The sequence below is a fragment of the Pararhodobacter sp. SW119 genome, assembly GCF_017811755.1.
GTDB lineage: Bacteria > Pseudomonadota > Alphaproteobacteria > Rhodobacterales > Rhodobacteraceae > Pararhodobacter.
Genome location: NZ_JADDJF010000048.1, coordinates 1 through 22165, shown reverse-complemented (window position 1 = coordinate 22165; position 22165 = coordinate 1). Strand labels below are relative to the sequence as shown.

The following is a 22165-nucleotide window of genomic DNA, read 5'->3' as shown; positions in this document are numbered from 1 at the left end:
TTTCGACAAGGGATATCAGGTGCTTGAAGGAAGGTCCAAGCTTGGACCCTGTCTCGGGCCGCGGTCCCTGGGCACTACTGCCGGCCTGGCGGCTACCCCCGCCGGCGTCTTGGGCGGCCCTGCCGGCCTAGCCGCGCCCGTAGCGGAAGAGCGCCGACGCCCCCCAGCCGGCGACCAGCGCGATCACCAGTGCCAGCAGCCCATAAATAAGCGGCTGATCGTAGGCGAGGGTGTGCAGCCAGCGCTCCAACCCCTCCTTCCGGACGAAGATCGCGTTGCGGTAGACGTTCACCACCTGGCCGGAGCGGACCAGATACATCCGCACCGTGTAGGCGCCTTCGGTCAGGTTCGCCGGCAGCCGCGCGGTGACGCGAAAGAGCGTTTCGCGGTCCAGATAGACCCAGCGTTCCAGCATCTGGTATTGCTCGGCCTCGGTGCGCAGCCGGATCAGCGAACGGGTGAAGGCGTCGTGGTCCAACACGTCGCCGATCGCCTGATCGGCGCGGATCGCGTGCAGCGGCGAGATGCGGTGGAGCAGATCCTCGACCGGGTCGAGGATCTGCTCCAGCGGGCCGGTCGTCGCCACCGCGTAGAAGCTGGGGACCGACGCCATCTGCACCGACTCGACGTTCACCCAGATTCCCAGCCGACGCGCCTTGCGCCAGACGACGACCGGCTGCGGCGGACCTTCGATCGTGACGACGATGTCGAAGGGCGGCTCGTTGTCGAACCGGGGCGCATCGCGGCGGATGGCGCCGAAGATCAGGATTTCCGACCCGGCGAAGTTCATCGTCAGCGACACGCGATTCTGGCTCAGCCCGCCGATGATCTCGGTCGCCTGAACCGGCAGGCCCAGCAGCAAAAGGATGGAGAGGAGCAGCGCCCTCATCCGTGCCGCCCCGGAATGGTAATCGAAAACAACTCGTCCGGGCGGATCAGCAGGTCGACAGCGATCTTGCCCGACACCGCCAGAACCACCAGCGCCAGAAGGATCCTCAGCTGTTCGGCCTTCAGCTTTTGCCCGGCCTGCGTGCCCAGTTGCGCGCCGATCACCCCGCCGAGGATCAGAAAGACCGCAAGCAGGATGTCCACCGACTTGGAAGTCACGGCATGCATCACCGTGGTGAAGCCCGCGACGAAGATGATCTGGAAAAGCGAGGTGCCGATGACGACCTTTGTCGGCATCCCCAGCAGGTAGATCATCGCCGGGACCATGACGAACCCGCCGCCCACCCCCATGATCGCGGCAAGGATGCCGACCGACGCGCCGATCAGCAGCGGCGGGATGACGCTGATGTAGAGCCCGGAGGTCCGGAACTTCATCTTCAGCGGCAGATTGTGCACCCAGTAGTGCTGATGCAGCTTGCGCCGGGGGGCGTTCGCTCTGCGACTTCGCGCCCAGGCGCGCAGACCTTCCTGCAGCATCAGCGCGCCGACGATACCCAAAAAGATCACGTATGCCAGCTGCACCACCAGGTCGATCTGCCCTAGACGGCTGAGCAATCGAAAGATCCAGATGCCCAGGCCCGACCCGAGCAGGCCGCCAACAAGCAGCAACATCCCCATCTTCAGGTCGACCGTCTTGCGCTTGAGATGCGCCAGCACGCCCGAGATCGACGAGGCGACGACCTGGTTGACACCGGTCGCCACCGCCACCGCCGGGGGGATGCCGATGAAGAACAGAAGCGGCGTGATCAGGAAGCCACCGCCGACCCCGAACATGCCCGACAGGAAGCCCACGCCGCCCCCGATGCCCAGAAGCGTCAGGGCATTGGCAGAGACCTCGGCAATGGGCAGATAGATCTGCATGCCCCTTGATAGGCCAAAGCCCGCCCCCTGCGAAGGGGTCAGCGGTCAAATGCCGGTGGTTGTTGGAACCGTGCCTCAGCGTTCCTTCGCATAGGGTTCGCCGCCGGCGCGTGGCGGGGTCGCGCGGCCGACGAAACCGGCCAGGATGACCACGGTCAGGATGTAGGGCAGGGCGGACATGAACTGCCCCGGCAGCGTGACGATCCCCAGATTGAGGCTGGGGAAGCGGTTTGCGATCGCCTCCAGCATGCCGAATAGCAGCACTGCCCCCAGCGCATGCCAGGGCCGCCACTTGGCGAAGATCAGCGCCGCCAGCGCGATGAAGCCGCGCCCCGCCGACATGTCCTTGACGAAGCCCGCCGAGAGCGACGTCGCCAGATACGCGCCCCCGATCCCGCAAAGCACCCCGCAGATGATCACCGCCATGAAGCGCAAGCGCACGACGGAAACGCCCGCGGTGTCGACCGCCGCGGGATTCTCGCCCACCGCGCGCAGCCGGAGGCCGAAGCGCGAGCGGTAGAGAAGCCACCAGGTCGCCGGAACGGTCAGCAAACCGAGGTAGACGAGGATCGAATGGCCCGAGAGGATCTGGCTGTAGACCGGCCCCAGCACCGGCACATCGCGCAGCGCCTCTGCGAAGGGCAGGTCCAGCCGCTGGAAGCGTGCATCCCCGGCAAGGGGCGGCGTGCGCCCACCTTGCGAGAACCAGCTCTGCGCGACGACCACGGTCACGCCCGCCGCCAGGAAGTTGAGCGCGACACCCGAAATGAGCTGATTGCCCCGGAAGGTGATCGAGGCGATGCCGTGGATCGCCGAAAAGACCACCGCCGCCAGCACGCCGACCCCCAGCCCGGCCCAGGCGGAGCCGGTGTAATGCGCATAGGCCGCCGAGAAGAAGGCCGAGATCAGCAGCTTGCCTTCGAGCCCGATGTCGAAGATGCCCGCGCGTTCTGAAAACAGACCCGCAAGGCAGGCAAAGAGCAGCGGCGTCGCCAGCCGAAGCGTGGAATCGAGGATCTGGACGATGGTGGCGAGGTCCATCAGCGCCGTCCCCGCATCGCCACGAAGGCCGCGGTCAGCGGCGCGCGCACCATGTTGTCCAGCGCCCCGGTGAACAAGATCACCAGCGCCTGTATGATGATGATCATCTCGCGCGGGATCGAGGTTTCGATCGCCAGTTCGGACCCGCCCTGGTAGAGGAACCCGAACAGAAGCGCCGCCGGAATGATCCCGAAGGGGTGCGAGCGGCCCATCAAGGCCACCGCGATGCCGATGAAGCCCGCGCCCTCGACCGCGTTCATCACCAGTCGTTGCGGCCCGCCCATCACCGAATTGACCGCCATCATTCCCGCCAGCGCACCCGAGATCAGCATGGTCAGCATGACGATCCTGACCGAGGAGATGCCGGCGTAATGCGCCGCCGGCTCGCTTTGCCCGAAGGCGCGGATCGAAAAGCCCAGCCGCGTACGCCAGAGCATGACCCAGGCCAGCAGGCAGGCCAGAAGCGCCACGAAGAGCATCACGTTCGCCGGGCCGGAGCGCGAGAATTCGATGCCGAGGGGCTCCAGGATATCGGCGATCCTGGGCAGGCGGATATCGTTGGAGAAGCGCGCGGTCGCCGGGTCCATCGATCCCTGGGGCCGCAGGACATGGCTGAGGATGTAGTTGAGAAGCGAGAAGGCGATGAAGTTGAACATGATCGTGGTGATCACGATATGGCTGCCGCGCTTCGCCTGCAGATAGCCCGGGATCGCCGCCCAGGCCGCGCCGAAGACCGCCGAGGCCGCAATTGCCGCCAGGATCGCCGTCCACCAGTTGGGCCAGGGCACGAACAGCAGGACCAGCGCGACGCCCAGACCCCCCAGCAGCGCCTGCCCTTCGCCGCCGATGTTGAAAAGCCGCGCCTGAAAGGCGATGGACACGGCAAGCCCAGTCAGCAGGAAGTTCGTGGTGTAGTAGAGCGTGTATCCCCAGCCATAGGTGGACCCCAGCGCGCCCTGCACCATGAGCCGCGTCGCCTCCCACGGGTCTTCGCCGATCGCCAGGATCACCAGCGCCGAGATCGCGAAGGCGATCAGCAACGAGATCAGCGGGACGAGCGTGACATCGGCCCAGTGCGGCAGCCGGCGCGTGCTCATGCGGCGTCTCCGGTGACGCCGGCCATCAGCAGGCCCAGTTCGCGCGCATCGGTCCGGTCGGGCAGGCGTTCGCCCATGATGCGGCCGTCGAACATCACCGCGATGCGGTCCGAGAGCGACAGGATCTCGTCCAGTTCGACCGACACCAGCAGGATCGCCTTGCCCTGATCGCGCAGCGCGATGAGTTGCTGGTGAATGAACTCGATGGCGCCGATATCGACCCCTCGGGTCGGCTGGCCGACCAGCAGCAGGTCGGGGTTGCGCTCCATCTCGCGCGCCAGAACGATCTTCTGCTGGTTGCCGCCCGAAAAGCTTTCGGCGGCCAGCCAGCAGTTCGGCGGGCGCACGTCGTAGCGTTCGATCTTGCCGCGTGCATCGGTGCGGATGGCGTCGTTGTCCATGAGAAGCGCGTTCTTCTGATATTCTGGCGCGTGGTGGTAGCCGAAGGCCACGTTTTCCCAGGCGGTGAAGTTCAGCACCAGCCCGCAGCGGTGGCGGTTTTCATGGACATGGCCAATGGAGCGGTTCCGCCTTGCATGCGCATCGTCCTGCCGCAGGCTCAGGTCCAGCGGCGTGCCGTTCATCGTCACCGTGCCCTCGCCGGGGATCATGCCGGCCAGGACCTCCAGCAGTTCGGACTGTCCGTTGCCGGCCACCCCCGCGATGCCAAGGATCTCGCCCGCGCGGATATCGAGGTCGATGCCGCGCAGTTTTTCCACGCCGTGCCGGTCCACGACTTTCAGCCCCCGCGCCTGCAGCACCACCGGGCCCGGCTGCGCCGGGGTCTTTTCAACGCGCAGCAGCACCTTGCGCCCGACCATCAGTTCGGCGAGTTCCGTGGGCGTGGTCTCGGCGGTCTTCAGCGTCGCCACCATTTCGCCGCGGCGCATGACGCTGACCTCGTCGGTGACGTCCATGATCTCGCGCAGCTTGTGGGTGATCAGGATGATCGTCTTGCCCTCGTCCCTCAGGCCGCGCAGGATGCGGAACAGATGGTCGGCCTCGGCCGGGGTCAGCACCCCGGTGGGCTCGTCCAGAATCAGGATATTCGCCTCGCGGTAGAGCGCCTTCAGGATCTCCACCCGCTGCTGGTGGCCGACGCTGAGTTCCTCGATCAGCGCATCGGGGTCGACCTGCAATTCGTAGTCGCGCGCCAGCCGGGTCAGCAGCGTCCTCGCCCGGCCCATCGAGGATTTCAGAAGCGCGCTGCCCTCGGCGCCGAGGATGACGTTTTCCAGCACCGTGAAATTCTCGACCAGCTTGAAATGCTGAAAGACCATGCCGATCCCGGCGCGGATCGCGGCCAGGCTGTCGGTGATGTGCACCGGCCGCCCGTCGATCAGGATCTTGCCCGCATCGGCCTTGTAGAAACCGTAGAGGATCGACATCAGCGTCGACTTGCCGGCGCCGTTCTCGCCGATGATGCCGTGGATCGTCCCCTTGGCCACGCGGATATCGATATCCTTGTTGGCCTGGACCGGTCCGAAAGCCTTGGAGATGCCGCGAAGTTCGATGGCGGGAACGGCAGTTGCCTGCCGTTCCCCGGTTTCCTGTGCGTCCATTCCGACAGCGTCCTCAGAAGCCCGAAACGGGGCAGGAGCTGTCAGCCATGTAGTCATGCACCACGATATCACCCGCGGCGATGGCGTTCGACGCACTTTCCATCGCGGCGCGCATCTCGTCCGTGATCAGGGATTCGTTGTGTTCGTCCAGCGCCCAGCCGACGCCGCCCGAAGCAAGGTCCATTACCTGGATGCCGGTTTCCACCTCGGCGCCCGCAGACAGGGCGTCGTAGACGGCATTGTCGACGCGCTTCAGCATCGAGGTCAGGACCTGACCGGGATGCAGGTGGTTCTGGTTGGAATCGACCCCGATCGACAGGATGTCCGCGTCGGCGGCGGTCTGCAGGACGCCCACGCCGGTCCCGCCGGCGGCGGCATAGACAACATCTGCGCCCTGGCTGATCTGCGCCTGCGTGATCTCGCCGCCGCGCACCGGGTCGTTCCAGGCGGCGGGCGTCGTTCCGGTGAAGTTGATGATCACCTGCGCATCTGGGTTCGCCGCGACCACGCCTTGCGCGTAGCCGCAGCCGAAGCGGCGGATCAGCGGGATGTCCATGCCGCCGACAAATCCCACGACCCCGGATTCCGAGGCCATGGCGGCCAGCATGCCGACAAGGTACGACCCCTCGTGTTCGGTGAAGACGACCGAGCGGACATTGGGCTCGTCCACGACGCCGTCGATGATGACGAAGGCGGTGTCGGGATAGTCGGCCGCGATCTGTTCCAGCACCGACATGAAGGCAAATCCCGTCATGACGATCGGGTTCGATCCGCCTTCTGCCAGTCGGCGCAGGGCCTGTTCGCGCTGCGCCTCGGACTGCATCTCGATGTCGCGGTAGCTGCCGCCGGTTTCCTGCGCCCAGCGTTCGGCGCCGCCGAAGGCAGCCTCGTTGAAGGACTTGTCGAACTTGCCGCCCAGGTCGTAGACCACGGCGGGATCGGCGAGTGCGGCACCGGCAGAAAGCGCAAGCGCGGCGGTCGCTGAAAGAAAGCGGGCGGTCAGGGTCATCGTGTTCTCCCGGTTGCGGCAGGGCGCGCAGTGCGCCGAGGCCGAGGTTGTCGTTGGTCGAGGCCAATGACGCCGATCTAGGGTCATCGAGGCGCGATACGTCAAGGGTCAAATCGCCGCCGACGAGCAAATCCGCGCAAGCGTCAGGCGTCGGGGCCGGTGGCGTCGCCGATGCGTCGCGCGAGAACCAGCGCGGTCACCGGGGCGGCGCCGTTCGTGCGAAAATAGCCCGGGCGCTGGCCGACGACCTCGAATCCGAGACTGGCATAGAGCGCGCGCGCGGGGGTGTTCGGTTCGGCCACTTCCAGGAAGATCCGGCTGACCCCGCGGTCCTTCGCCGCATCCAGAAAGCGCTCGACCAGCGCGTGTGCAAGGCCTTGACGGCGGGTGTCCGGGTGGGTGGCAAGGGTCAGGATTTCGGCTTCGTCCGTCACGATCCGCCCCAGAAGAAAGGCACGATTCTCGGGCGCGGTCAGCAAGATCGTGCGCGGGTCGCGCAGAAGCTCCGCGAAGGATGCGGCTGACCAGGGCGGCGGGCTGGAAAACGCCGCGGCGTGCAACTCGGCCAGTGCCGCGGGTTCCATCAGTCGAGGAGTGCGGGCGCGGCCTCGCTCGGCGGGGCGGCGTCCGCCGGGCGCAGGTAAAGCGGCGCGGGGCGCGGCTGCGGGGTGTCTCGCCGCGCGTCGGCGAGCCGGGCGATGGCAATGGCCAGCGCGAAGGTTGGCGGCGTCGCGGCAAGGGTCGGAAAATCGCCCGGCGCGGCGATGAAGGGACCCTTGTGGTTGGCGGGATCGACCTGTTCGGGTGCATGGCCCGCGCGGGCGACCCATGCCAGACCGCGCGGCGCCGGGATCATCGTGGGCAGGTCCGGCCCGTCCAGCGCGAGGCACGCGAAACGGTCGACGCCGATCGCCGGGACACCAAGCCCCAGCGCGAGGCCCCGCGCTGCCGAGACGCCGATGCGGATGCCGGTGAAGTTGCCGGGCCCAGTCCCCACGCCAAGCGCCGCGACATCGGGCCAGACGATGCCGGCCTTCGCCATCACCGCACCGATCACGTCGAACAGGCGCTCTCCCTGGCCGGTCGCCATGGGTTCATCCAGATGTGCAAGAGCTTCTCCCCGGTGCAAGACCGCCGCCGTACACCAATGGCCGGAGGTGTCGAAGGCCAGAACCGCGTCAGACGGCAACCGGGCGGACCTCGGTCACCTCGGGGATGTAGTGGCGCAGCAGGTTCTCGATCCCCATCTTCAGCGTCAGGGTCGAGGAGGGACAACCCGCGCAGGCGCCCTTCATGTGCAGATAGACCACGCCCCGGTCGAAGCCGTGGAAGGTGATGTCGCCGCCGTCCTGGGCCACGGCCGGGCGCACGCGCGTATCCAGCAGTTCCTTGATCTGCTCGACGATCTCGCCGTCGGGGCCCTCCTGCACGGTGTGGCCTGCCTCGGCCTCGCCCTCCATCACCGGGCGCCCGGACTGGTAGTGCTCCATGATCGCGCCCAGAATGGCGGGCTTGATATGCGCCCAGTCCACGTCCTCGGCCTTGGTGACGGTCACGAAATCGGCGCCAAGGAACACCCCGCTGACCCCTTCGGTCGCGAAGATCGCCTGCGCGAGCGGCGATTTGGACGCGGCTTCGGCTGCGGTGAAATCGGCCGTGCCCTGGCCCAGCACCGTCTGGCCGGGCAGAAACTTCAACGTGGCCGGGTTCGGCGTGGATTCGGTCTGGATGAACATGGGGATCGCCTCCGTTTCAAGGGATATGCGACCGAGGGTCCGACCTGTCAAGGCAGCGGGGCGGCCGCGCGGGCTTGGTGGGGGCGGTTGAGTCGGGGTGATATGGGGCAGGCTCAGGCGAAAGCCCGTCCCGGTGGCGGCGCGGCAGCCCAAAAAGACGAACGGTCCGCATGCGGACCATCTTTCTACTGATTGATATTACTTCATAATCCGGCCGAATTAACCGCAATGAAACTTTCGCTCCCGCGCCGCTGGGGTGCCTGCGGGATCAGTCGGCCGGCAGGTCCTGCGCAAGGTCGCTTTCCAGGAACCTTTCGAAAGCGTCCAGATTGACCGGTTCGAACTGTCCGAACGCCTGCATCCAGACCGAGGCCGCGCGCAGCGAGTCCGGCTCGAGCTTGCACCATTTCACCCGGCCGCGCTTTTCCTGACTGATCAGCCCGGCGCCGGCCAGAATCGCCAGATGCTTCGACACCGCCGCCAGCGACATCGGCAGCGGGGCGGCGACATCGGTCACCGCCATGTCGTCCTCCAGCAGCATCGACAGGATCGCCCGCCGCGTGGGGTCGGCAAGCGCCATGAAGATCGTGTCGAGCGGGGCGGAAGCGGCAGGTGACATCCGGCGAACATGTCGGGCGGCGCGGCGATGGTCAACCGTTCGGTTGAATTTGCGCACCATGCCGGTTTGCCTCAGAAAGCCGATACTGCAGCGCAGCGTTGAGGGAAAATATATTAAAATCAATAATTTACATCGGCCATATCGCGCTTGACTCTGGGGCGCCCCGCTTCTAGCTTCCGCGCGACTGTCCGGGACGGAACCGAATGCCCGAGCCTGAAGAGCTTAAGCGCCTGCGCGACATCGAGACGCGGATCGACAAGCTTCGGAAGGCGCGTGCACCGGCGTCGCCCAAGGCAGACGGCCACACGCTGGGTCAGGCGGCCTGGCGGATGGTCACCGAGTTGGTTGCCGGCCTTCTGGTCGGTTTCGGCATCGGGTTGGGGCTCGATTTCCTTCTGGGAACGCAGCCGTGGCTTCTGTTGCTGTTTACATTGCTGGGCTTCTGGGCCGGTATCCGCACGATGATGCGAACTGCCAAGGACGTTCAGAGAAGAAGCGAGGACGCGGCGGCGCGACCCGCCGGCGAACGAGGGGAACAGGATCGTGGCTGAGGCAAACGGCGGTCTCAATATCAGGCCGATGGACCAGTTCAGGGTCGAGCCGCTGTTCGGCGGCGACTACGTGGGCATGTTCACCATCACCAACGTGACGCTGTGGATGGCGCTGACGGTTCTGGCGGTCACGCTGATCATGGTCGTCGGCGCGCGCGGTCGGGCCCTGGTGCCGACGCGCAGCCAGTCGGTGGCCGAGGTCGCCTACAGCTTCATCTACCGCATGATCGAGGATGTCGCGGGCCGGGACGGCGTGCGCTTCTTCCCTTACATCATGACGCTGTTCATGTTCGTGCTGTTCGCCAACCTGCTGGGGCTGATCCCCTGGGCGTTCACCACGACCTCGCATATCGCGGTGACGGCGGTGCTGGCGCTGGCGGTGTTCATCACGGTGACGGTGCTGGGCTTCGTTTTGAACGGCGCGGCCTTCCTGCGTCTTTTCTGGGTCGACAGCGCGCCGCTGGCGCTGCGCCCGATCCTGGCGCTGATCGAGTTGATCTCGTACTTCGTGCGGCCGGTCAGCCATTCCATTCGTCTTGCCGGCGCGATGATGGCGGGTCACGCGGTGGCCAAGGTCTTCGCCGGTTTCGCCGCCGCCCTCGGCGCGGCCTTCTTCATCCCCGTTCTTGCGGTGACCGCGCTCTATGCGCTGGAACTGCTAGTGGCCGTCATCCAGGCCTATGTGTTCACCATCCTGACCTGCGTCTATCTGAAGGACGCGCTGCATCCGCACCACTGACCCGGGTCGGGGTCCCCAATCTGCCAATTCCAACCGAAGGAGAAATCACGATGGAAGGCGATATCGTTCAAATGGGTGCCTATATCGGCGCGGGTCTGGCCTGTCTCGGCATGGGCGGCGCGGGTATCGGTGTGGGCCACGTGGCCGGCAACTACCTGTCGGGCGCGCTGCGCAACCCGGCCGCGGCGGCTGGCCAGACGGCGTTCCTGTTCATCGGCATCGCGTTTGCCGAAGCGCTCGGGATCTTCTCGTTCCTGGTCGCGCTGCTGCTGATGTTTGCCGTCTGACCCAGGCTTCGTGATCCTTTCGGTCGGCGACGGCGCTGCAGGCGTCGTCGCGGCCGGATCCCGGACGAATGGAGGACGCCATGGCCGCAGACGCCAACGACGCGGTGGGCATGCCGCAACTCGATTTCGCGACCTTCCCCAACCAGATCTTCTGGCTGGTGGTGACGCTGGTCGTGATCTACATGATCCTGTCGCGGGTCGCCCTGCCGCGGATCGGTTCGATCCTGGCCGAGAGGGCCGGGACGATCACCGCCGATATCGACGCGGCCGAAACCTACAAGCGGCAAGCGACCGAGGCCGAGGCCGCCTATCACAAGGCGCTGGACGATGCGCGCGCGCAGGCGCACCGGATCGTCGAGGAGATGCGGGCCGATATTCAGGCCGATCTGGACGTGGCCATCGCCAAGGCCGATGCCGAGATCGCTGCGCGCACCGCCGAATCCGAGCGGCGCATCGCCGAGATCCGCGACAGCGCCAGCGCTGCGGTGGCCGAGGTGGCGCGCGACACGGCGCAGGAAATCCTGACCGTCTTCGGCGTCGAGGCCGAGCAGAAGGCGATCGCCGATACGGTGTCGGCGCGGATGAAAGGGGGTGCGGCATGATCCGTCTTGCGGCATTGCTGACGCTTCTTGCCGGCCCGGCGCTGGCGGCGGTGGGGGACTACCCGTTCTTCTCGTTGCGCAACACCGATATCGTTGTCGCGCTGGGCTTCATCATCTTCGTGGGGATCCTTGTCTACTACAAGGTGCCGGCGATGGTGACCAACCTGCTGGACAAGCGCGCCGACGACATCCGTGCGGAACTGGCCGAGGCCCGGCGCCTGCGCGAGGAGGCGCAGGAAATGCGCGCCGCCTTCGAGCGCAAGAAGGTCGAGGTCAAGGAACAGGCCGAGCGTATTGTCGCCAAGGCCAAGGCCGACGCCGAGACCGCCGCCGAGCAGGCGCGCGCCGATCTCGAGGTGTCGATCACCCGCCGGCTGAAGGCGGCGGAGGACCAGATCGCCTCGGCCGAGGCGGCGGCGCTGCGCGACGTGCGCAACCGGGCCGTCCAGGTCGCGGTGGCCGCGTCGGCGGAGCTGATCGCCGCGAACATGTCCAAGCCGCACGCCAACCGGCTGATCGAGGAATCGATCAAGACTGTCGACGCCAAGCTGCACTGACGTCCCGCGATGTCCAAAAAAGCTCCGGTGCCGGCACCGGGGTTTTTTTCATGGGCGCAGGTTGTCCGAGACGCGAAAGCCCTCGGGGATCGTGTCGCGCCCGTCGAGCACCAGGTCGGCGATCCGGTCGGCGAGGAACGGGGCGAGCGCGAAGCCGATCTTGAAGCCACCGTTGAGTACGTAGTGACCGGGCCGACCGGGCCAGGGACCCAGGATCGGCGCGCGGGACGGCGCCCGCGCCCTGAGGCCCGCCCAGCGTTCAACCACCGGGGAAGCGGCAAGGTCGGGGCAGACCCGACGCGCGCGGGCGATCAGCGCGTCCAGCTGGTCATCCGTCGCCTCCGGGTCGTCGAACGCGCGTTCGGAGGTCGAGCCGATGGCGACGGTGCCGTCGGCATGCGGCACGATGTGCAGCCCGTCGGCGAAAATCTGGGGCGCGCCGGGCATGTCGCAGGCCAGACGCGCCGCCTGTCCCTTGACCGCCGCGCCCATGCCCGTGCCCAGATCCCGGCCGAGGTCCGCCAGCCCGTCCGCCCCGGTCGCCCAGATCACCGCGTCGGCGCGCGGCGGCGGCGCGGAGCCGGTTTCCAGCGTCGCCTCCAGCCGCCGAAGCGCCGCGACAAGCGCCGCCACCGCCCCCCGCGGCGAGATGCGCGCGCTGAGGGTGTCGTGGACCACCTGGCCGGACGGGCTGCGCAGGCGAAGGCCCGGCAGGCTGCCAGCCGGCACGACCTGCCAGAGGCCATGTCCCTGCCAGTGCGTTCGCGCGCCCTCCGCCCGGGCACGGGCGCGGTCGATGGCGGCCTTGTCGGTCAACGGCTGGACGCGACCCAGTCGCGCGTAGCCCGGATCGCCGCCGCCGATGCGCGCGACCCCGGCCCAGAAGGGCGCGGCCGCCAGAAGGCTTTCGAACTGGACCTGCTTCTTCGCGTTCCAGCCCTCGGGGACGTGGGGGGCCAGCGCGCCGACCACCCCGCCCGAGGCCCCGGCACCGGGATGCGCGCGCTCGACCACCGTGATGCGAGCGCCGCGCTGCGCCAGCCGGAACGCGGCGCAGAGCCCCAGCACACCCGCGCCCATCACCGCGATCCGGGCCATTGTCATTCGGTGCCTCCCGCGCCAAGTTGTCGGCACCTCCTACCCCGGACCCTTGCCATGAGCCAGCCTGCCCTGACCTGGACCGCCGCCGGCACGCCCGTCAGTGCGCGCTTCGACGACCCCTATTACACCGACGGCGCGGGCCTGGCGGAGGCGCGGCATGTCTTCCTGTCCGGCAACGACCTGCCCGCGCGCCTGCGCGACGGGTTTCATGTGGCGGAGCTGGGTTTCGGTACGGGGTTGAATTTGCTGGCCCTGCTTCAGGCCTGGCGGGGGCCGGGAACACTGCGCTTCACCAGTTTCGAGGCCTGGCCGCTGTCGCCCGCGGAGATGGAAAGCGCGCTGGCGCCCTTCGGGCTGAGCGCCGCCGCCGCGCTGGTCGCAGCCTGGGCGGACAGCGAGAGCGCGCAGCCGATCCGGCGATTCACCCTGCCCGGCGTCGCGGTGGAGGTGCATCTGGGCGACGCCCGCGAAACGCTGCCGGGCTGGCCGGGGCGGGCGGATGCGTGGTTCCTGGACGGGTTCGCGCCGGCGCGCAATCCCGAACTCTGGGAAGCGGGGCTGATGGCCGAGGTCGCGCGCCACACGGTCCCCGGCGGCACCTTCGCTACCTACACCGCCGCCGGCGCGGTGCGCCGCGCATTGGCCGAGGCGGGCTTCGCGGTGGAGCGGCAACCGGGCTTCGGGCGCAAGCGCCACATGAGCGCGGGTCGCCTGGGGCCGAGGCCATGACCGAGCAGAACACCCGGCTCGGCATCCTGCTGATGATCCTGACGGCCTTCATCTTCGCGGTGCAGGATGCGATCTCCCGGCATCTTGCGGCCGAATACAATGTCCTGATGGTCGTCATGATCCGCTACTGGTTCTTTGCGGCCTTCGTGATCGCCATCGCCAAGCGTCAGGCCGGCAGCATCCGCGCCGCGGCGCGGACGCGCCGGCCCTTCGTCCAGGCGTTTCGCGGGCTGCTGCTGGCCGCCGAAGTCTGCGTGATGGTGGCGGGCTTCGTGCTGCTGGGGCTGGTTGAAAGCCACGCGGTCTTCGCGGTCTATCCGTTGCTGGTGGCGGCGCTGTCGGGGCCGGTGCTGGGCGAATACGTCGGATGGCGGCGCTGGAGTGCGATCGGCATCGGGTTTGTGGGCGTCCTGGTGATCCTGCAGCCGGGGTTCGGGGTCTTCGCGCCGGCGGCGTTGGTCCCGCTGCTGGCGGCGTTCATGTTCGCGCTCTATGCCCTGCTGACACGCCATGTCGCGCGTGACGATACGGCGGCGGTCAGTTTCTTCTGGACCGGGACGGCGGGCGCGGTCCTGATGACCGCCGTGGGCATCTGGTTTCTGGAGCCGATGGCGCCGGCCGACTGGGGGTGGATGGCGCTTCTGTGCCTGACCGCGGCATCCGGCCACTGGCTGCTGATCCGCGCCTACGAGGTGGCCGAGGCCAGCGCGATCCAGCCCTTCGCCTATCTGCAACTGGGCTTCATCAGCGTGATCGGGATCAGCCTGCTGGGCGAAACGCTGCGCCCCAACGTGGCCATCGGCACCGGGATCGTGGTGATGGCGGGTCTTTTCACGCTCTGGCGCGCGCGCCAGACAGGGCCGCGCGCCTGAGCCTTTTATGCCAGTATTTCAGGCGCTTGGATCAGCTTCTGCAGTACATCTCGGCGGTTTCGCCGAAGGCGCGGTAGCGCGCCCAGAATTCATTGTCGGCGCGGGTGCGCGACATGCGCACGCTTTGCGCCTCGTCCGGGTTGGAGAAGAAGCGCGCGGCACGGCGCTGCTCGTTGCGGGTCAATGTCTGCTGGGCGACGTTGTCGATGCAGCGGCAGAGCGCGCGCGTGGCTGTCGGGCGGTCCGACCGGTTGCAGGCGCTTTCCACCGGGCCGGCAAGGGCGGGGACGGGGGCAAGCGCCAGAAGGGCTGCGGCTGCGGGGATGATGAATGCTCTCATGACTGCCTCGTTCCTTGGGGATGTCGGCTCTGATGGCCGGTTTCATGCCACTGTCTGACGCAAGATCGTTACCAGAACACCCTCGATTCGGCAATCGCTAGCGCTTGCGTCCGGGCGTCGCGGGGCGCGCAAGATCGGGGGGAAACGCCGCCGGCAAGGGTGCTGGCAGGCGTATGGCAAGGGGCTGGCAAGCGTATGGCAAGCGTATGGCAGTAACGAACGCTGCAGGCGCCCTTCGCGCAACGCCGAACCGGCGGCGGACGCCGCCGATTGCACGCGGGGCGCGGCCTGCTAAGCTTGCCCGGTCAAAGGGAGGCACCGGATGGCGGACTGGGACTATATCGTCGTGGGCGGCGGGACCGCCGGCGCGCTGCTGGCCAACCGGCTGAGTGCGTCGGCGCGGGTGCTGCTGCTGGAGGCCGGGGGGCGCGACAACTACATCTGGGTGCATGTCCCGGTCGGATACCTCTATTGCATCGACAATCCGCGCACCGACTGGCGGTTTCGCACCCGGGCCGAGCCGGGTCTGAACGGGCGCAGCCTGCTTTACCCGCGCGGGCGCATCCTGGGCGGATGTTCCTCGATCAACGGCATGATCTATATGCGCGGACAGGCGGGCGACTATGACCAGTGGCGGCAGATGGGCCTGACCGGCTGGGGCTGGGACGACGTGCTGCCCTATTTCAAGCGCCACGAGGATTACGCCGCCGGCCCCGCCGATCCCGAACTGCACGGCACCGGGGGCGAATGGCGGGTCGAGAACCAGCGCCTGCGCTGGGAGATCCTGGACGACTGGGCGCGCGCCGCCGAGGCCTGCGGCATTCCCGCGACCGCGGATTTCAACACCGGCGACAACGAGGGCGTGGGCTATTTCAAGGTCACGCAGCGGTCGGGCTGGCGGTGGAATTCCTCCAAGGCGTTCCTGAAGCCGCTGCGCGGGCGCAAGAACCTGGAGGTCCGCACCGGCTCGCAGGTGCTGGGGCTGGTCTTCGACGGCAAGCGCTGCACCGGCGTGCGCTACCGGCGCGGCGCGCGCGAGGAGGAGGCCCGCGCCGGGGCCGAGGTGATCCTGTGCGCCGGCGCCATCGGCTCGGCGCAGATCCTGCAACTGGCCGGGATCGGGCGCGGCGACGTGCTGCAGGGCTTGGGGATCGACACGCGCCACGATTGCGACGCGGGCGAGAACCTGCAGGACCATCTGCAATTGCGGCTGGTCTACAAGGTGCACGGGGCGAAGACGCTGAACACGATGGCCGCGAACCTCTGGGGGAAGGCGAAGATCGGGCTGGAATACGCGTTCCGGCGCAGCGGGCCGATGTCGATGGCGCCAAGCCAGCTGGGCGCCTTTGCCCGATCGGGCGAAGGGGTGGACCGCGCCGATCTGGAATACCATGTCCAGCCGCTGAGCCTGGATGCCTTCGGCCAGCCGCTGCACCCGTTCCCGGCGATCACCGCCTCGGTCTGCCATCTGCGCCCGGAAAGCCGCGGCCATGTCCACCCGCTGTCGCGCGATCCGTTGGCCGCGCCCGAGATCGCGCCGAACTACCTGTCGACCGAGGGCGACCGGATCGTGGCGGCGCGCGCCATCCGGCTGACGCGCCGGATCATGGCCGCCGAGCCGATGGCCCGCTACCGCCCCGAGGAACACCGCCCCGGCGCCGCGGTGCAGTCGGAGGAGGATCTGAAACGCGCGGCGGGGGATGTCGGCACGACGATCTTCCACCCCGTCGGCACTGCGCGGATGGGCACCGACCCGCGCGCCGTGGTCGGGCCGGACCTGCGCGTCAACGGGGTCGAGGGGCTGCGGGTGGCCGATGCCAGTGTGATGCCGACGATCACCAGTGGCAACACCAACGCGCCGGTGCTGATGATCGCCGAGAAATGCGCCGAGATGATCCTGCGCGGCACGAAGGCCGGCCAGAGCGCGGCCTGAGCCCGCCGCGGGCCGATGGCAAGGGCCAAGGGGGCGACCGGCGTGCTCCCGCCCCTCGTCAGGCTGCACGCTGTGCAACCTTCCTCGCGTTGGGCCGGGCGCCGCGCGCTGCGCGCGCGGCGAAAAGAGGCTGCGCCGCCGGCCGCCGGAAGCTGCCGCAGACGACCGCGGATCAGCCCAGCGTCATGCGCAGGGCGTGGATACGGCCCACCAGATCGGGGCCAAGGGCCTGATGCACGGCCCGGTGCCGGGCGATCCGCGTAAGCCCCGAAAGCTCCGGCGCGCTGAGGCGGACATGGAAATGCGTCTGCCCCCCTTCGCGCCAGCCGGCATGGCCGCGATGGCTTTCGCTTTCGTCCTCGACCTGAAGTTCGGTGACGGTGAAGGCGGCGCGCAGCCGAGCCTCGATCTCGTCAATCACGCGAATCTGCGGCTGCATGCGTCGCAATGCCCTTTTCCTTTTCCCGCGCAACAAACTAAACTCCTGCCTCCGACTCGCAAGGGGCATCCGAACCGACAGACAGAGAGCGCATGACCGGAGATCCATTCAACTTCGACATTCGCGCGTCGAATGACCGCAAGAAGAAGACGCGCGGCCGCCGGGCGCAGACCGGCGCGGTCGAAACCTCGTCGCGGGAGTGTTCGCACCCCGGCTGTTCCGAGCCGGGGCTGTTTCGCGCCCCCCGCTCGCCGGACGCGCTGGACGACTACCTGTGGTTCTGCAGGGACCATGTGCGCGAATACAACCTGCGCTGGAACTTCTTCGCCGGCCAGACCGAGGACGAGATGCGCGCCGCGATGGAGCGCGAGCGCGTCTGGGGCCGCGCCACCCGCCCGATGGCCGGCGCGTCGGAGAAGAAGGGCTGGCAGCGGCTGGGCATCGAGGACCCGTTCGAGGTGCTGGGCGAGAAGGCGACCCGCCGCCGCCCCGAGGTCGGCCGGTCGTCCACGACCCGCCGCCTGCCGCCGACCGAACGCCGGGCGTTGGAGATCCTGGACGCGCGCGACACCTGGTCGCGCCCCGAGATCCGGCGCCAGTACAAGAGCCTGGTCAAGGACCTGCACCCCGACCTGAACGCCGGCAACCGCGCCGACGAGGACCGCCTGCAGGAGGTGGTCTGGGCCTGGGACCAGATCAAGGACAGCCGCAACTTCACCGATTGAGCCGGGAGCGGCGCGGACGACGAAGGGGGGCGGTGTGCACGCGTGCACGCCTTCGCAAGCCCCTGATCTCGACTTTGTACGTTTTTCGGTCAGGTCCATGTCCAGAAAATGTCCTCGTTCGCTATGAACTCGAGGGCATCAGAGAGGGGCATGACGACGCCGCCCATATCATCGATATCCTCCCATTTGCGCCTGTGTGACCAGTATCCGAGCCGGACCCCGTCTCCGTTTCCTGTCGGCTTCAGCCGGGCAATAGGTGCCTCCGTCTCCCAACAGGTAGAGATGGTAGGCGCCCTTGTCCTTGTAGTAGCCGACGCCACCGCCATTGGCGTCGTCGAAGGCTTCGATGCGAGCGGCGATTTCGTCATGCGGCATACGCCGATCATACACGGGGGCACATCAGGGCGGATGATTCACTTTGCCGCAGGCCGCCTGACTTGCGCGCCAAGCGTCGTCTCGATACCGCCGATGATCACCGTTGCCTCGCCAAAGTCGGCCTGGGCATTTCCGGGCGGATGCGCCAGCGGCACGAACATCTCGCAGCCGCGCCGTTCGCGCTCCCGCATGTAATCCTTCACGATGGTGTAGCCGCCGGTGAACCCGTGCTCATCGCGCAGCCGTTCCGCTTCACGGGGGCCGTTCGCCGGTATCCCGGAGGAACCGAAAACGCCATCATCTTGCGCACGCTGTCGCGAGAGATGTTGAAATGCCGAGCCGCCTCCCGCTGGCTCATGCCTTCGGCACAAGCCAGACGAACTTTCCGATACAAGAACTGATCTACACTTTGCAATGCAGACCGCCGTCGATGCAGAGTTCGATCCCGGTGATGTATTTCGCTTCATTGGAAGCCAAGAACACAGACGCCCAAGCAATGTCCCAGGCATCGCCTTGCCGCTTCATGGGTGAGAGGGACGCGCGCTTTGCCCGCATTTCCTCGATGTCGTGATAAAAGCCCGAGATATGTTGGTAGATGTGCGGCGTATCGATGATCCCCGGCATGATGGTGTTTGCCCGTATCCCCTTGGCGGCAAACTCCATCGCCACGCTGCGTGTGAACTGGTTCACCGCAGCTTTTGATGCGTAATAGGATGCGTAAGCGTAGCCGGTGTAGCGTATGGCGGCGAGAGACGAGATGTTTATTATCGCACCGGAATTCTGCCGCTCCATATGGGGAAGAACAGCTTTACAGGTCAGGAACATCCCCTTTGCGTTGATCGCCATGACGCGGTCCCAGCTTTCCTCGGTCGTATCGACGGCACCACCGGGTTCATTGATGCCGACATTGTTGTGCAGGATATCGACCCGACCGAAGGCGTCGAGGGCCGCGTCGACGGTGCGGGTGATCGCGTCGAACTTCACCACGTCTACGGCGCAGGCGATCGCGACGCCGCCTTCACCTTCGATGATACGCTGCGTTTCATCCGCGGCGGCGGCATTGAGGTCAGCGCAGACCACGCGCGCTCCCTCGCGGGCATAGGCGACCGCAGCCGCCTTGCCGTTGCCCCAACCCTCACCAATGGAGCCAGCCCCGAAGACCAGTGCGACCTTGTTCAGAAGGCGTCCAGGCATGATTTTCTCGCGTTCAGTTGAGCAGAAGGTTTGGCAACCACAGGGTGATCCACGGAAACAGCGTTAGCAGCAGGAGGAACCCCAGCCCGAGCAGCACGAAGGGCATGATGTCCCGCAGGCTTTTTTCCAGTGGCAGGTCGGCGATCTTGCAGGCCACGGCCAAGCATAACCCGATAGGCGGCGTGATCAATCCGAGGCAGAGGTTCACCACTACCACCACGCCCAGGTGTATCGGATCGATTCCCATTGCTACTCCGACCGGGTGTAGGATCGGCACGAGCATTACGACGGCTGCATTCGCCTCCATGAAGGTACCGATGAGCAGCAACAGAACGTTGACCATCAGCAGGAAGAGAAGCGGGTTCTCCGTGATGGTGGTGATCAGCGTGACAGCCGTGCGCGGGACGTCAGCATAGGCCAGCTGCCAAGCGAAAAGCTGAGCGGCACCGACGATGATCATGATCACCGCCGTCAGGTAGACGGCTTCTCGCAGTGCCTCGATGAACGCCTTGAAGGTCAGTTCGCGATAGACGAAGACTCCCACGAGGATCGCGTAAAAGACCGCTACGGCAGAGGTCTCCGTGACCGTGAAGACGCCGCCAACGATGCCGACCAAGATCAGCAGCGGCATTGCGATCGCCGGCAGGGCGGCCAAAAAGGTGCGTCCGATTTGTGCCAGCGGAACTGGCTCGTGCACCGGATACGCCCGCCGCCTGGCGACAAGATAGACCAGCGCAAGGATTGCAATGCTCAGCAAGACTCCCGGGACCATGCCGGCTACAAAAAGCCGGATGATCGACTGCTCCGAGACCACGCCATAGACGATGAAGGCAATCGAAGGTGGGATGATCGGCGCCACGACGGAAGATGCAGCCGTTGTCGCGACAGAAAAGCCGCGACTGTATCCCTCGCAGATCATCGCCGGAATGAAGATGCGCCCCAGCATGCTTGTATCGGCCACAGCCGACCCCGAAATACCCGAGAAAAAGATGGAAGAGGAAACGTTGCTCATCGCCAGCCCGCCTGTAAAGCGGCCGACAAGGGCATTGGCAAAGGCGATCAGTCGCGTGGTGATACCGGCGCGCGCCATCAGCGAACCGGCGAGCAGGAAGAAAGGGATTGCCAGTAGCGTGAAGCTGTTCAACCCCGAAAACAGTCGCTGCGCGACGATCACCGGGTTGATCGTCCCGTCCACCCAAATCGTCACGAGCGATGCGAAGACGATGGAAAAGGCCAACGGCACACCGAGCATGATCAGTGTCACGATCAGAAGCCCGAGAAGCAGCATCGTCATGGATGCTCACCACGCAGCTCGCCCAGTCGGTGCAGCAGCAATTGCAGCGCAATCAGAGCGCCGCCGGCCGGCAAGGCCAAGAAGGGCCAGTACATCGAAATCTCCAGTGCCGGAGACAGTCGCCGGTCGCCGATCAGCGCGAAGCCATAGCCATACCAAACCAGCGCTCCGGCCATGGTGATGATGATCGTGTCGCGCAGCCACAGGAAGGCCTCGCATAGCCGACCGGGCAACGAGTCGATCAGCACCGTCACGGCGATATGACCGCCGTGACGAACGATTGCGGCGCTACCCAGCATCGTGATCCAAGCCATCAGGAATCGGGCGGTTTCTTCAGTCCAACCTGGCGTGCGGTTGAGAACGTATCGACCGAACACCTGGTAGAAGATGCTGGCCACCATTACCGTCAATGCGACAATCAGGACAACATCGAGAACCCGCTCAATCGCTCTTGCAAGACCCGTGAACACGGTGCGACCGGCCCGTCAGCGCGCTTACTCAACCGCTTCGAAACGCGCAACCCAGTCGGCAAGTTCAGGGAACTCGTCGCGGATCGGCGTCAGCGCCTCGCGGAATTGCTCCAGATCGGGCGAGACGAAGGTCACGCCGGCTTCCTCGAGTTGCTCGGCCAGTTCGGCTTCCCGTTCGACCATCTGTTCGGTGCCCCACAGCATCGCCGCGCGGCCTTCCTCCAGGAGGATTTCCTGCAATTCGGTAGGGAATGAATCGAAACGCGCAGCGTCGAGGATGAACGTCATCGCGCCAATCACGTGATCCGTATGCATGATATGCGATTGAACCTCATTGAAGCGGAACGAAAGGATGAGTTCCAGCGGGTTTTCCTGCCCATCAATGACGCCCTGCTGTAGGGCGGTGTAGATTTCGGTTGCCGGCATCGGAACGGCGCTTGCTCCCAGCAATTCCCAGGTGCGGCGGTACATGCGCAATGGCGGCACGCGAAGTGTCAGGCCCTGGAGGTCCTCAAGACTCGCAACTTCGCGGTTAGCCGAGAGCTTTCGCGCGCCGCGGTAACCCGCACCAATGATCCGGAAACCCGTATTCTCGGCGACCGCATCCGAGAATTCCTCGCCGACGGGCCCGTAGTACACTGCACGAAAGTGATCGAGGTCTCGAACGAGATAGGGAAATGCTTCGACACCCGGAAGGGGATCGTAACGGTCGAGCGTCCCAATCGACTCGAGCACGACGTCGTTCGTGCCGATTTGAAGCGCTTCGATTGCCTCCTCCCAACTGCCGGTTGTGCCGCCAGCTGCGATCGAAACTGTGACTCTGCCGTCGGTTCGCTCGGTGATTGCATCTGCGAAACGCTGCGTAGTCTGATTCCAGATATTTCCCTCAGGATAGACATGCGCGAACTGAAGTCGCATCTCCGGGATCTCGGCCATCGCGGAAGTCACGGTCATGCCGAGTATCGACAGCGCACCGCAGGTCAACGCCAAGGTTCTCATGTGTTTCTCCTCCACTTGATCTTGTTCGTCAGTAAACTCCTCCGGCGCGGACTATGCCCGCTCGGGGTGGGCCGGGCAAGGTGCA

27 protein-coding genes and 1 pseudogene are annotated in these 22165 nt (G+C 66.2%); 9 read left to right on the top strand and 19 right to left on the bottom strand.

Features of this window, described 5'->3' with window-relative positions; all coding sequences use genetic code 11:
* Positions 1–127 precede the first annotated feature (127 nt).
* The 10 genes from IM708_RS17295 to IM708_RS17250 form a co-directional block, all read right to left on the bottom strand.
* Complete coding sequence (locus IM708_RS17295; protein WP_209427830.1) at positions 128–889, bottom strand: TIGR02186 family protein; 762 nt, start codon at positions 887–889, stop codon at positions 128–130.
* A complete protein-coding gene (locus IM708_RS17290) occupies positions 886–1809 on the bottom strand; it encodes a sulfite exporter TauE/SafE family protein (protein ID WP_209427829.1) in 924 nt (307 codons plus the stop codon). The genes IM708_RS17295 and IM708_RS17290 overlap by 4 nt, the downstream gene beginning before the upstream one ends.
* Before the next feature lie 75 nt (positions 1810–1884).
* A complete protein-coding gene (locus IM708_RS17285) occupies positions 1885–2850 on the bottom strand; it encodes an ABC transporter permease (RefSeq protein ID WP_209427828.1) in 966 nt (321 codons plus the stop codon).
* On the bottom strand, positions 2850–3947 hold the full coding sequence (locus tag IM708_RS17280) for an ABC transporter permease (protein ID WP_209427827.1): 1098 nt from the start codon (positions 3945–3947) through the stop codon (positions 2850–2852). Before IM708_RS17280 ends, IM708_RS17285 begins: the two co-directional genes overlap by 1 nt.
* Entirely contained in the window at positions 3944–5509 is a 1566-nt protein-coding gene (locus IM708_RS17275; RefSeq protein ID WP_209427826.1) for an ABC transporter ATP-binding protein, read from the bottom strand. The genes IM708_RS17280 and IM708_RS17275 overlap by 4 nt, the downstream gene beginning before the upstream one ends.
* A gap of 13 nt (positions 5510–5522) precedes the next feature.
* Positions 5523–6518: a BMP family ABC transporter substrate-binding protein gene (locus IM708_RS17270; protein ID WP_209427825.1), complete on the bottom strand. Its 996-nt coding sequence runs from the start codon at positions 6516–6518 to the stop codon at positions 5523–5525.
* A gap of 143 nt (positions 6519–6661) precedes the next feature.
* A complete protein-coding gene (locus IM708_RS17265; protein ID WP_209427824.1) occupies positions 6662–7102 on the bottom strand; it encodes a GNAT family N-acetyltransferase in 441 nt (146 codons plus the stop codon).
* Entirely contained in the window at positions 7102–7707 is a 606-nt protein-coding gene (gene tsaB, locus IM708_RS17260) for a tRNA (adenosine(37)-N6)-threonylcarbamoyltransferase complex dimerization subunit type 1 TsaB (protein ID WP_209427823.1), read from the bottom strand. The genes IM708_RS17265 and tsaB overlap by 1 nt, the downstream gene beginning before the upstream one ends.
* On the bottom strand, positions 7697–8254 hold the full coding sequence (locus IM708_RS17255; protein ID WP_209427822.1) for a NifU family protein: 558 nt from the start codon (positions 8252–8254) through the stop codon (positions 7697–7699). The genes tsaB and IM708_RS17255 overlap by 11 nt, the downstream gene beginning before the upstream one ends.
* 268 nt (positions 8255–8522) lie before the next feature.
* Complete coding sequence (locus IM708_RS17250) at positions 8523–8873, bottom strand: metalloregulator ArsR/SmtB family transcription factor (protein ID WP_209427821.1); 351 nt, start codon at positions 8871–8873, stop codon at positions 8523–8525.
* A 203-nt stretch (positions 8874–9076) separates the two neighbouring features.
* On the opposite strand from IM708_RS17250, the gene IM708_RS17245 reads away from it, so the two are divergent.
* From IM708_RS17245 to IM708_RS17225, 5 genes are all read left to right on the top strand, one after another.
* Complete coding sequence (locus IM708_RS17245) at positions 9077–9424, top strand: AtpZ/AtpI family protein (RefSeq protein ID WP_209427820.1); 348 nt, start codon at positions 9077–9079, stop codon at positions 9422–9424.
* A 28-nt stretch (positions 9425–9452) separates the two neighbouring features.
* Complete coding sequence (locus IM708_RS17240; RefSeq protein WP_209427832.1) at positions 9453–10163, top strand: F0F1 ATP synthase subunit A; 711 nt, start codon at positions 9453–9455, stop codon at positions 10161–10163.
* Between the two features lie 50 nt (positions 10164–10213).
* Positions 10214–10450 (top strand): F0F1 ATP synthase subunit C, encoded by a 237-nt coding sequence (locus IM708_RS17235; protein WP_209427819.1) that lies wholly within the window; start codon positions 10214–10216, stop codon positions 10448–10450.
* A gap of 80 nt (positions 10451–10530) precedes the next feature.
* Positions 10531–11052 carry a F0F1 ATP synthase subunit B' gene (locus tag IM708_RS17230; protein ID WP_209427818.1) on the top strand — a complete coding sequence of 174 codons (522 nt, stop codon included), beginning with the start codon at positions 10531–10533 and terminating at the stop codon, positions 11050–11052.
* Positions 11049–11609, top strand: a complete 561-nt coding sequence (locus IM708_RS17225) for a F0F1 ATP synthase subunit B (RefSeq protein WP_209427817.1) — start codon at positions 11049–11051, stop codon at positions 11607–11609. Before IM708_RS17230 ends, IM708_RS17225 begins: the two co-directional genes overlap by 4 nt.
* A 48-nt stretch (positions 11610–11657) precedes the next feature.
* On the opposite strand, the gene IM708_RS17220 is transcribed toward IM708_RS17225, so the two are convergent.
* On the bottom strand, positions 11658–12713 hold the full coding sequence (locus IM708_RS17220; protein WP_209427816.1) for an FAD-binding oxidoreductase: 1056 nt from the start codon (positions 12711–12713) through the stop codon (positions 11658–11660).
* Positions 12714–12764: 51 nt separating this feature from the next.
* Here IM708_RS17220 and mnmD point away from each other — a divergent pair, with 51 nt between their 5' ends.
* Positions 12765–13439: a tRNA (5-methylaminomethyl-2-thiouridine)(34)-methyltransferase MnmD gene (mnmD, locus tag IM708_RS17215; protein ID WP_209427815.1), complete on the top strand. Its 675-nt coding sequence runs from the start codon at positions 12765–12767 to the stop codon at positions 13437–13439.
* Positions 13436–14311 (top strand): DMT family transporter, encoded by an 876-nt coding sequence (locus IM708_RS17210; RefSeq protein WP_209427814.1) that lies wholly within the window; start codon positions 13436–13438, stop codon positions 14309–14311. The genes mnmD and IM708_RS17210 overlap by 4 nt, the downstream gene beginning before the upstream one ends.
* 31 nt (positions 14312–14342) lie before the next feature.
* On the opposite strand, the gene IM708_RS17205 is transcribed toward IM708_RS17210, so the two are convergent.
* Positions 14343–14651, bottom strand: coding sequence for a hypothetical protein (locus IM708_RS17205; RefSeq protein WP_209427813.1), 309 nt, complete (start codon positions 14649–14651; stop codon positions 14343–14345).
* Positions 14652–14973: 322 nt separating this feature from the next.
* On the opposite strand from IM708_RS17205, the gene IM708_RS17200 reads away from it, so the two are divergent.
* The gene (locus IM708_RS17200) at positions 14974–16584 is read left to right on the top strand and encodes a GMC family oxidoreductase N-terminal domain-containing protein (RefSeq protein ID WP_209427812.1); all 1611 of its coding nucleotides are present in this window, start codon (positions 14974–14976) and stop codon (positions 16582–16584) included.
* 172 nt (positions 16585–16756) lie between these two features.
* On the opposite strand, the gene IM708_RS17195 is transcribed toward IM708_RS17200, so the two are convergent.
* On the bottom strand, positions 16757–17011 hold the full coding sequence (locus IM708_RS17195) for a BolA family protein (protein WP_209427831.1): 255 nt from the start codon (positions 17009–17011) through the stop codon (positions 16757–16759).
* A 104-nt stretch (positions 17012–17115) separates the two neighbouring features.
* Here IM708_RS17195 and IM708_RS17190 point away from each other — a divergent pair, with 104 nt between their 5' ends.
* Entirely contained in the window at positions 17116–17748 is a 633-nt protein-coding gene (locus IM708_RS17190) for a J domain-containing protein (protein ID WP_209427811.1), read from the top strand.
* 168 nt (positions 17749–17916) lie between these two features.
* Here the strand turns inward: IM708_RS17190 and IM708_RS17185 are convergent, their stop codons facing one another.
* The 6 genes and pseudogenes from IM708_RS17185 to IM708_RS17160 all read right to left on the bottom strand — a co-directional run bounded on the left by IM708_RS17185 (position 17917) and on the right by IM708_RS17160 (position 22080).
* Positions 17917–18123, bottom strand: a complete 207-nt coding sequence (locus IM708_RS17185) for a hypothetical protein (protein ID WP_209427810.1) — start codon at positions 18121–18123, stop codon at positions 17917–17919.
* Between the two features lie 80 nt (positions 18124–18203).
* Positions 18204–18481 (bottom strand): annotated as a pseudogene (locus tag IM708_RS17180) (IS21 family transposase); the annotation flags it as partial.
* A gap of 44 nt (positions 18482–18525) precedes the next feature.
* Positions 18526–19317: an SDR family oxidoreductase gene (locus IM708_RS17175; RefSeq protein WP_209427809.1), complete on the bottom strand. Its 792-nt coding sequence runs from the start codon at positions 19315–19317 to the stop codon at positions 18526–18528.
* A gap of 13 nt (positions 19318–19330) precedes the next feature.
* Positions 19331–20611 (bottom strand): TRAP transporter large permease, encoded by a 1281-nt coding sequence (locus tag IM708_RS17170; protein WP_209427808.1) that lies wholly within the window; start codon positions 20609–20611, stop codon positions 19331–19333.
* A complete protein-coding gene (locus IM708_RS17165) occupies positions 20608–21081 on the bottom strand; it encodes a TRAP transporter small permease (RefSeq protein ID WP_209427807.1) in 474 nt (157 codons plus the stop codon). The genes IM708_RS17170 and IM708_RS17165 overlap by 4 nt, the downstream gene beginning before the upstream one ends.
* A 24-nt stretch (positions 21082–21105) precedes the next feature.
* Positions 21106–22080 (bottom strand): TRAP transporter substrate-binding protein, encoded by a 975-nt coding sequence (locus IM708_RS17160; protein ID WP_209427806.1) that lies wholly within the window; start codon positions 22078–22080, stop codon positions 21106–21108.
* Positions 22081–22165 lie beyond the last annotated feature (85 nt).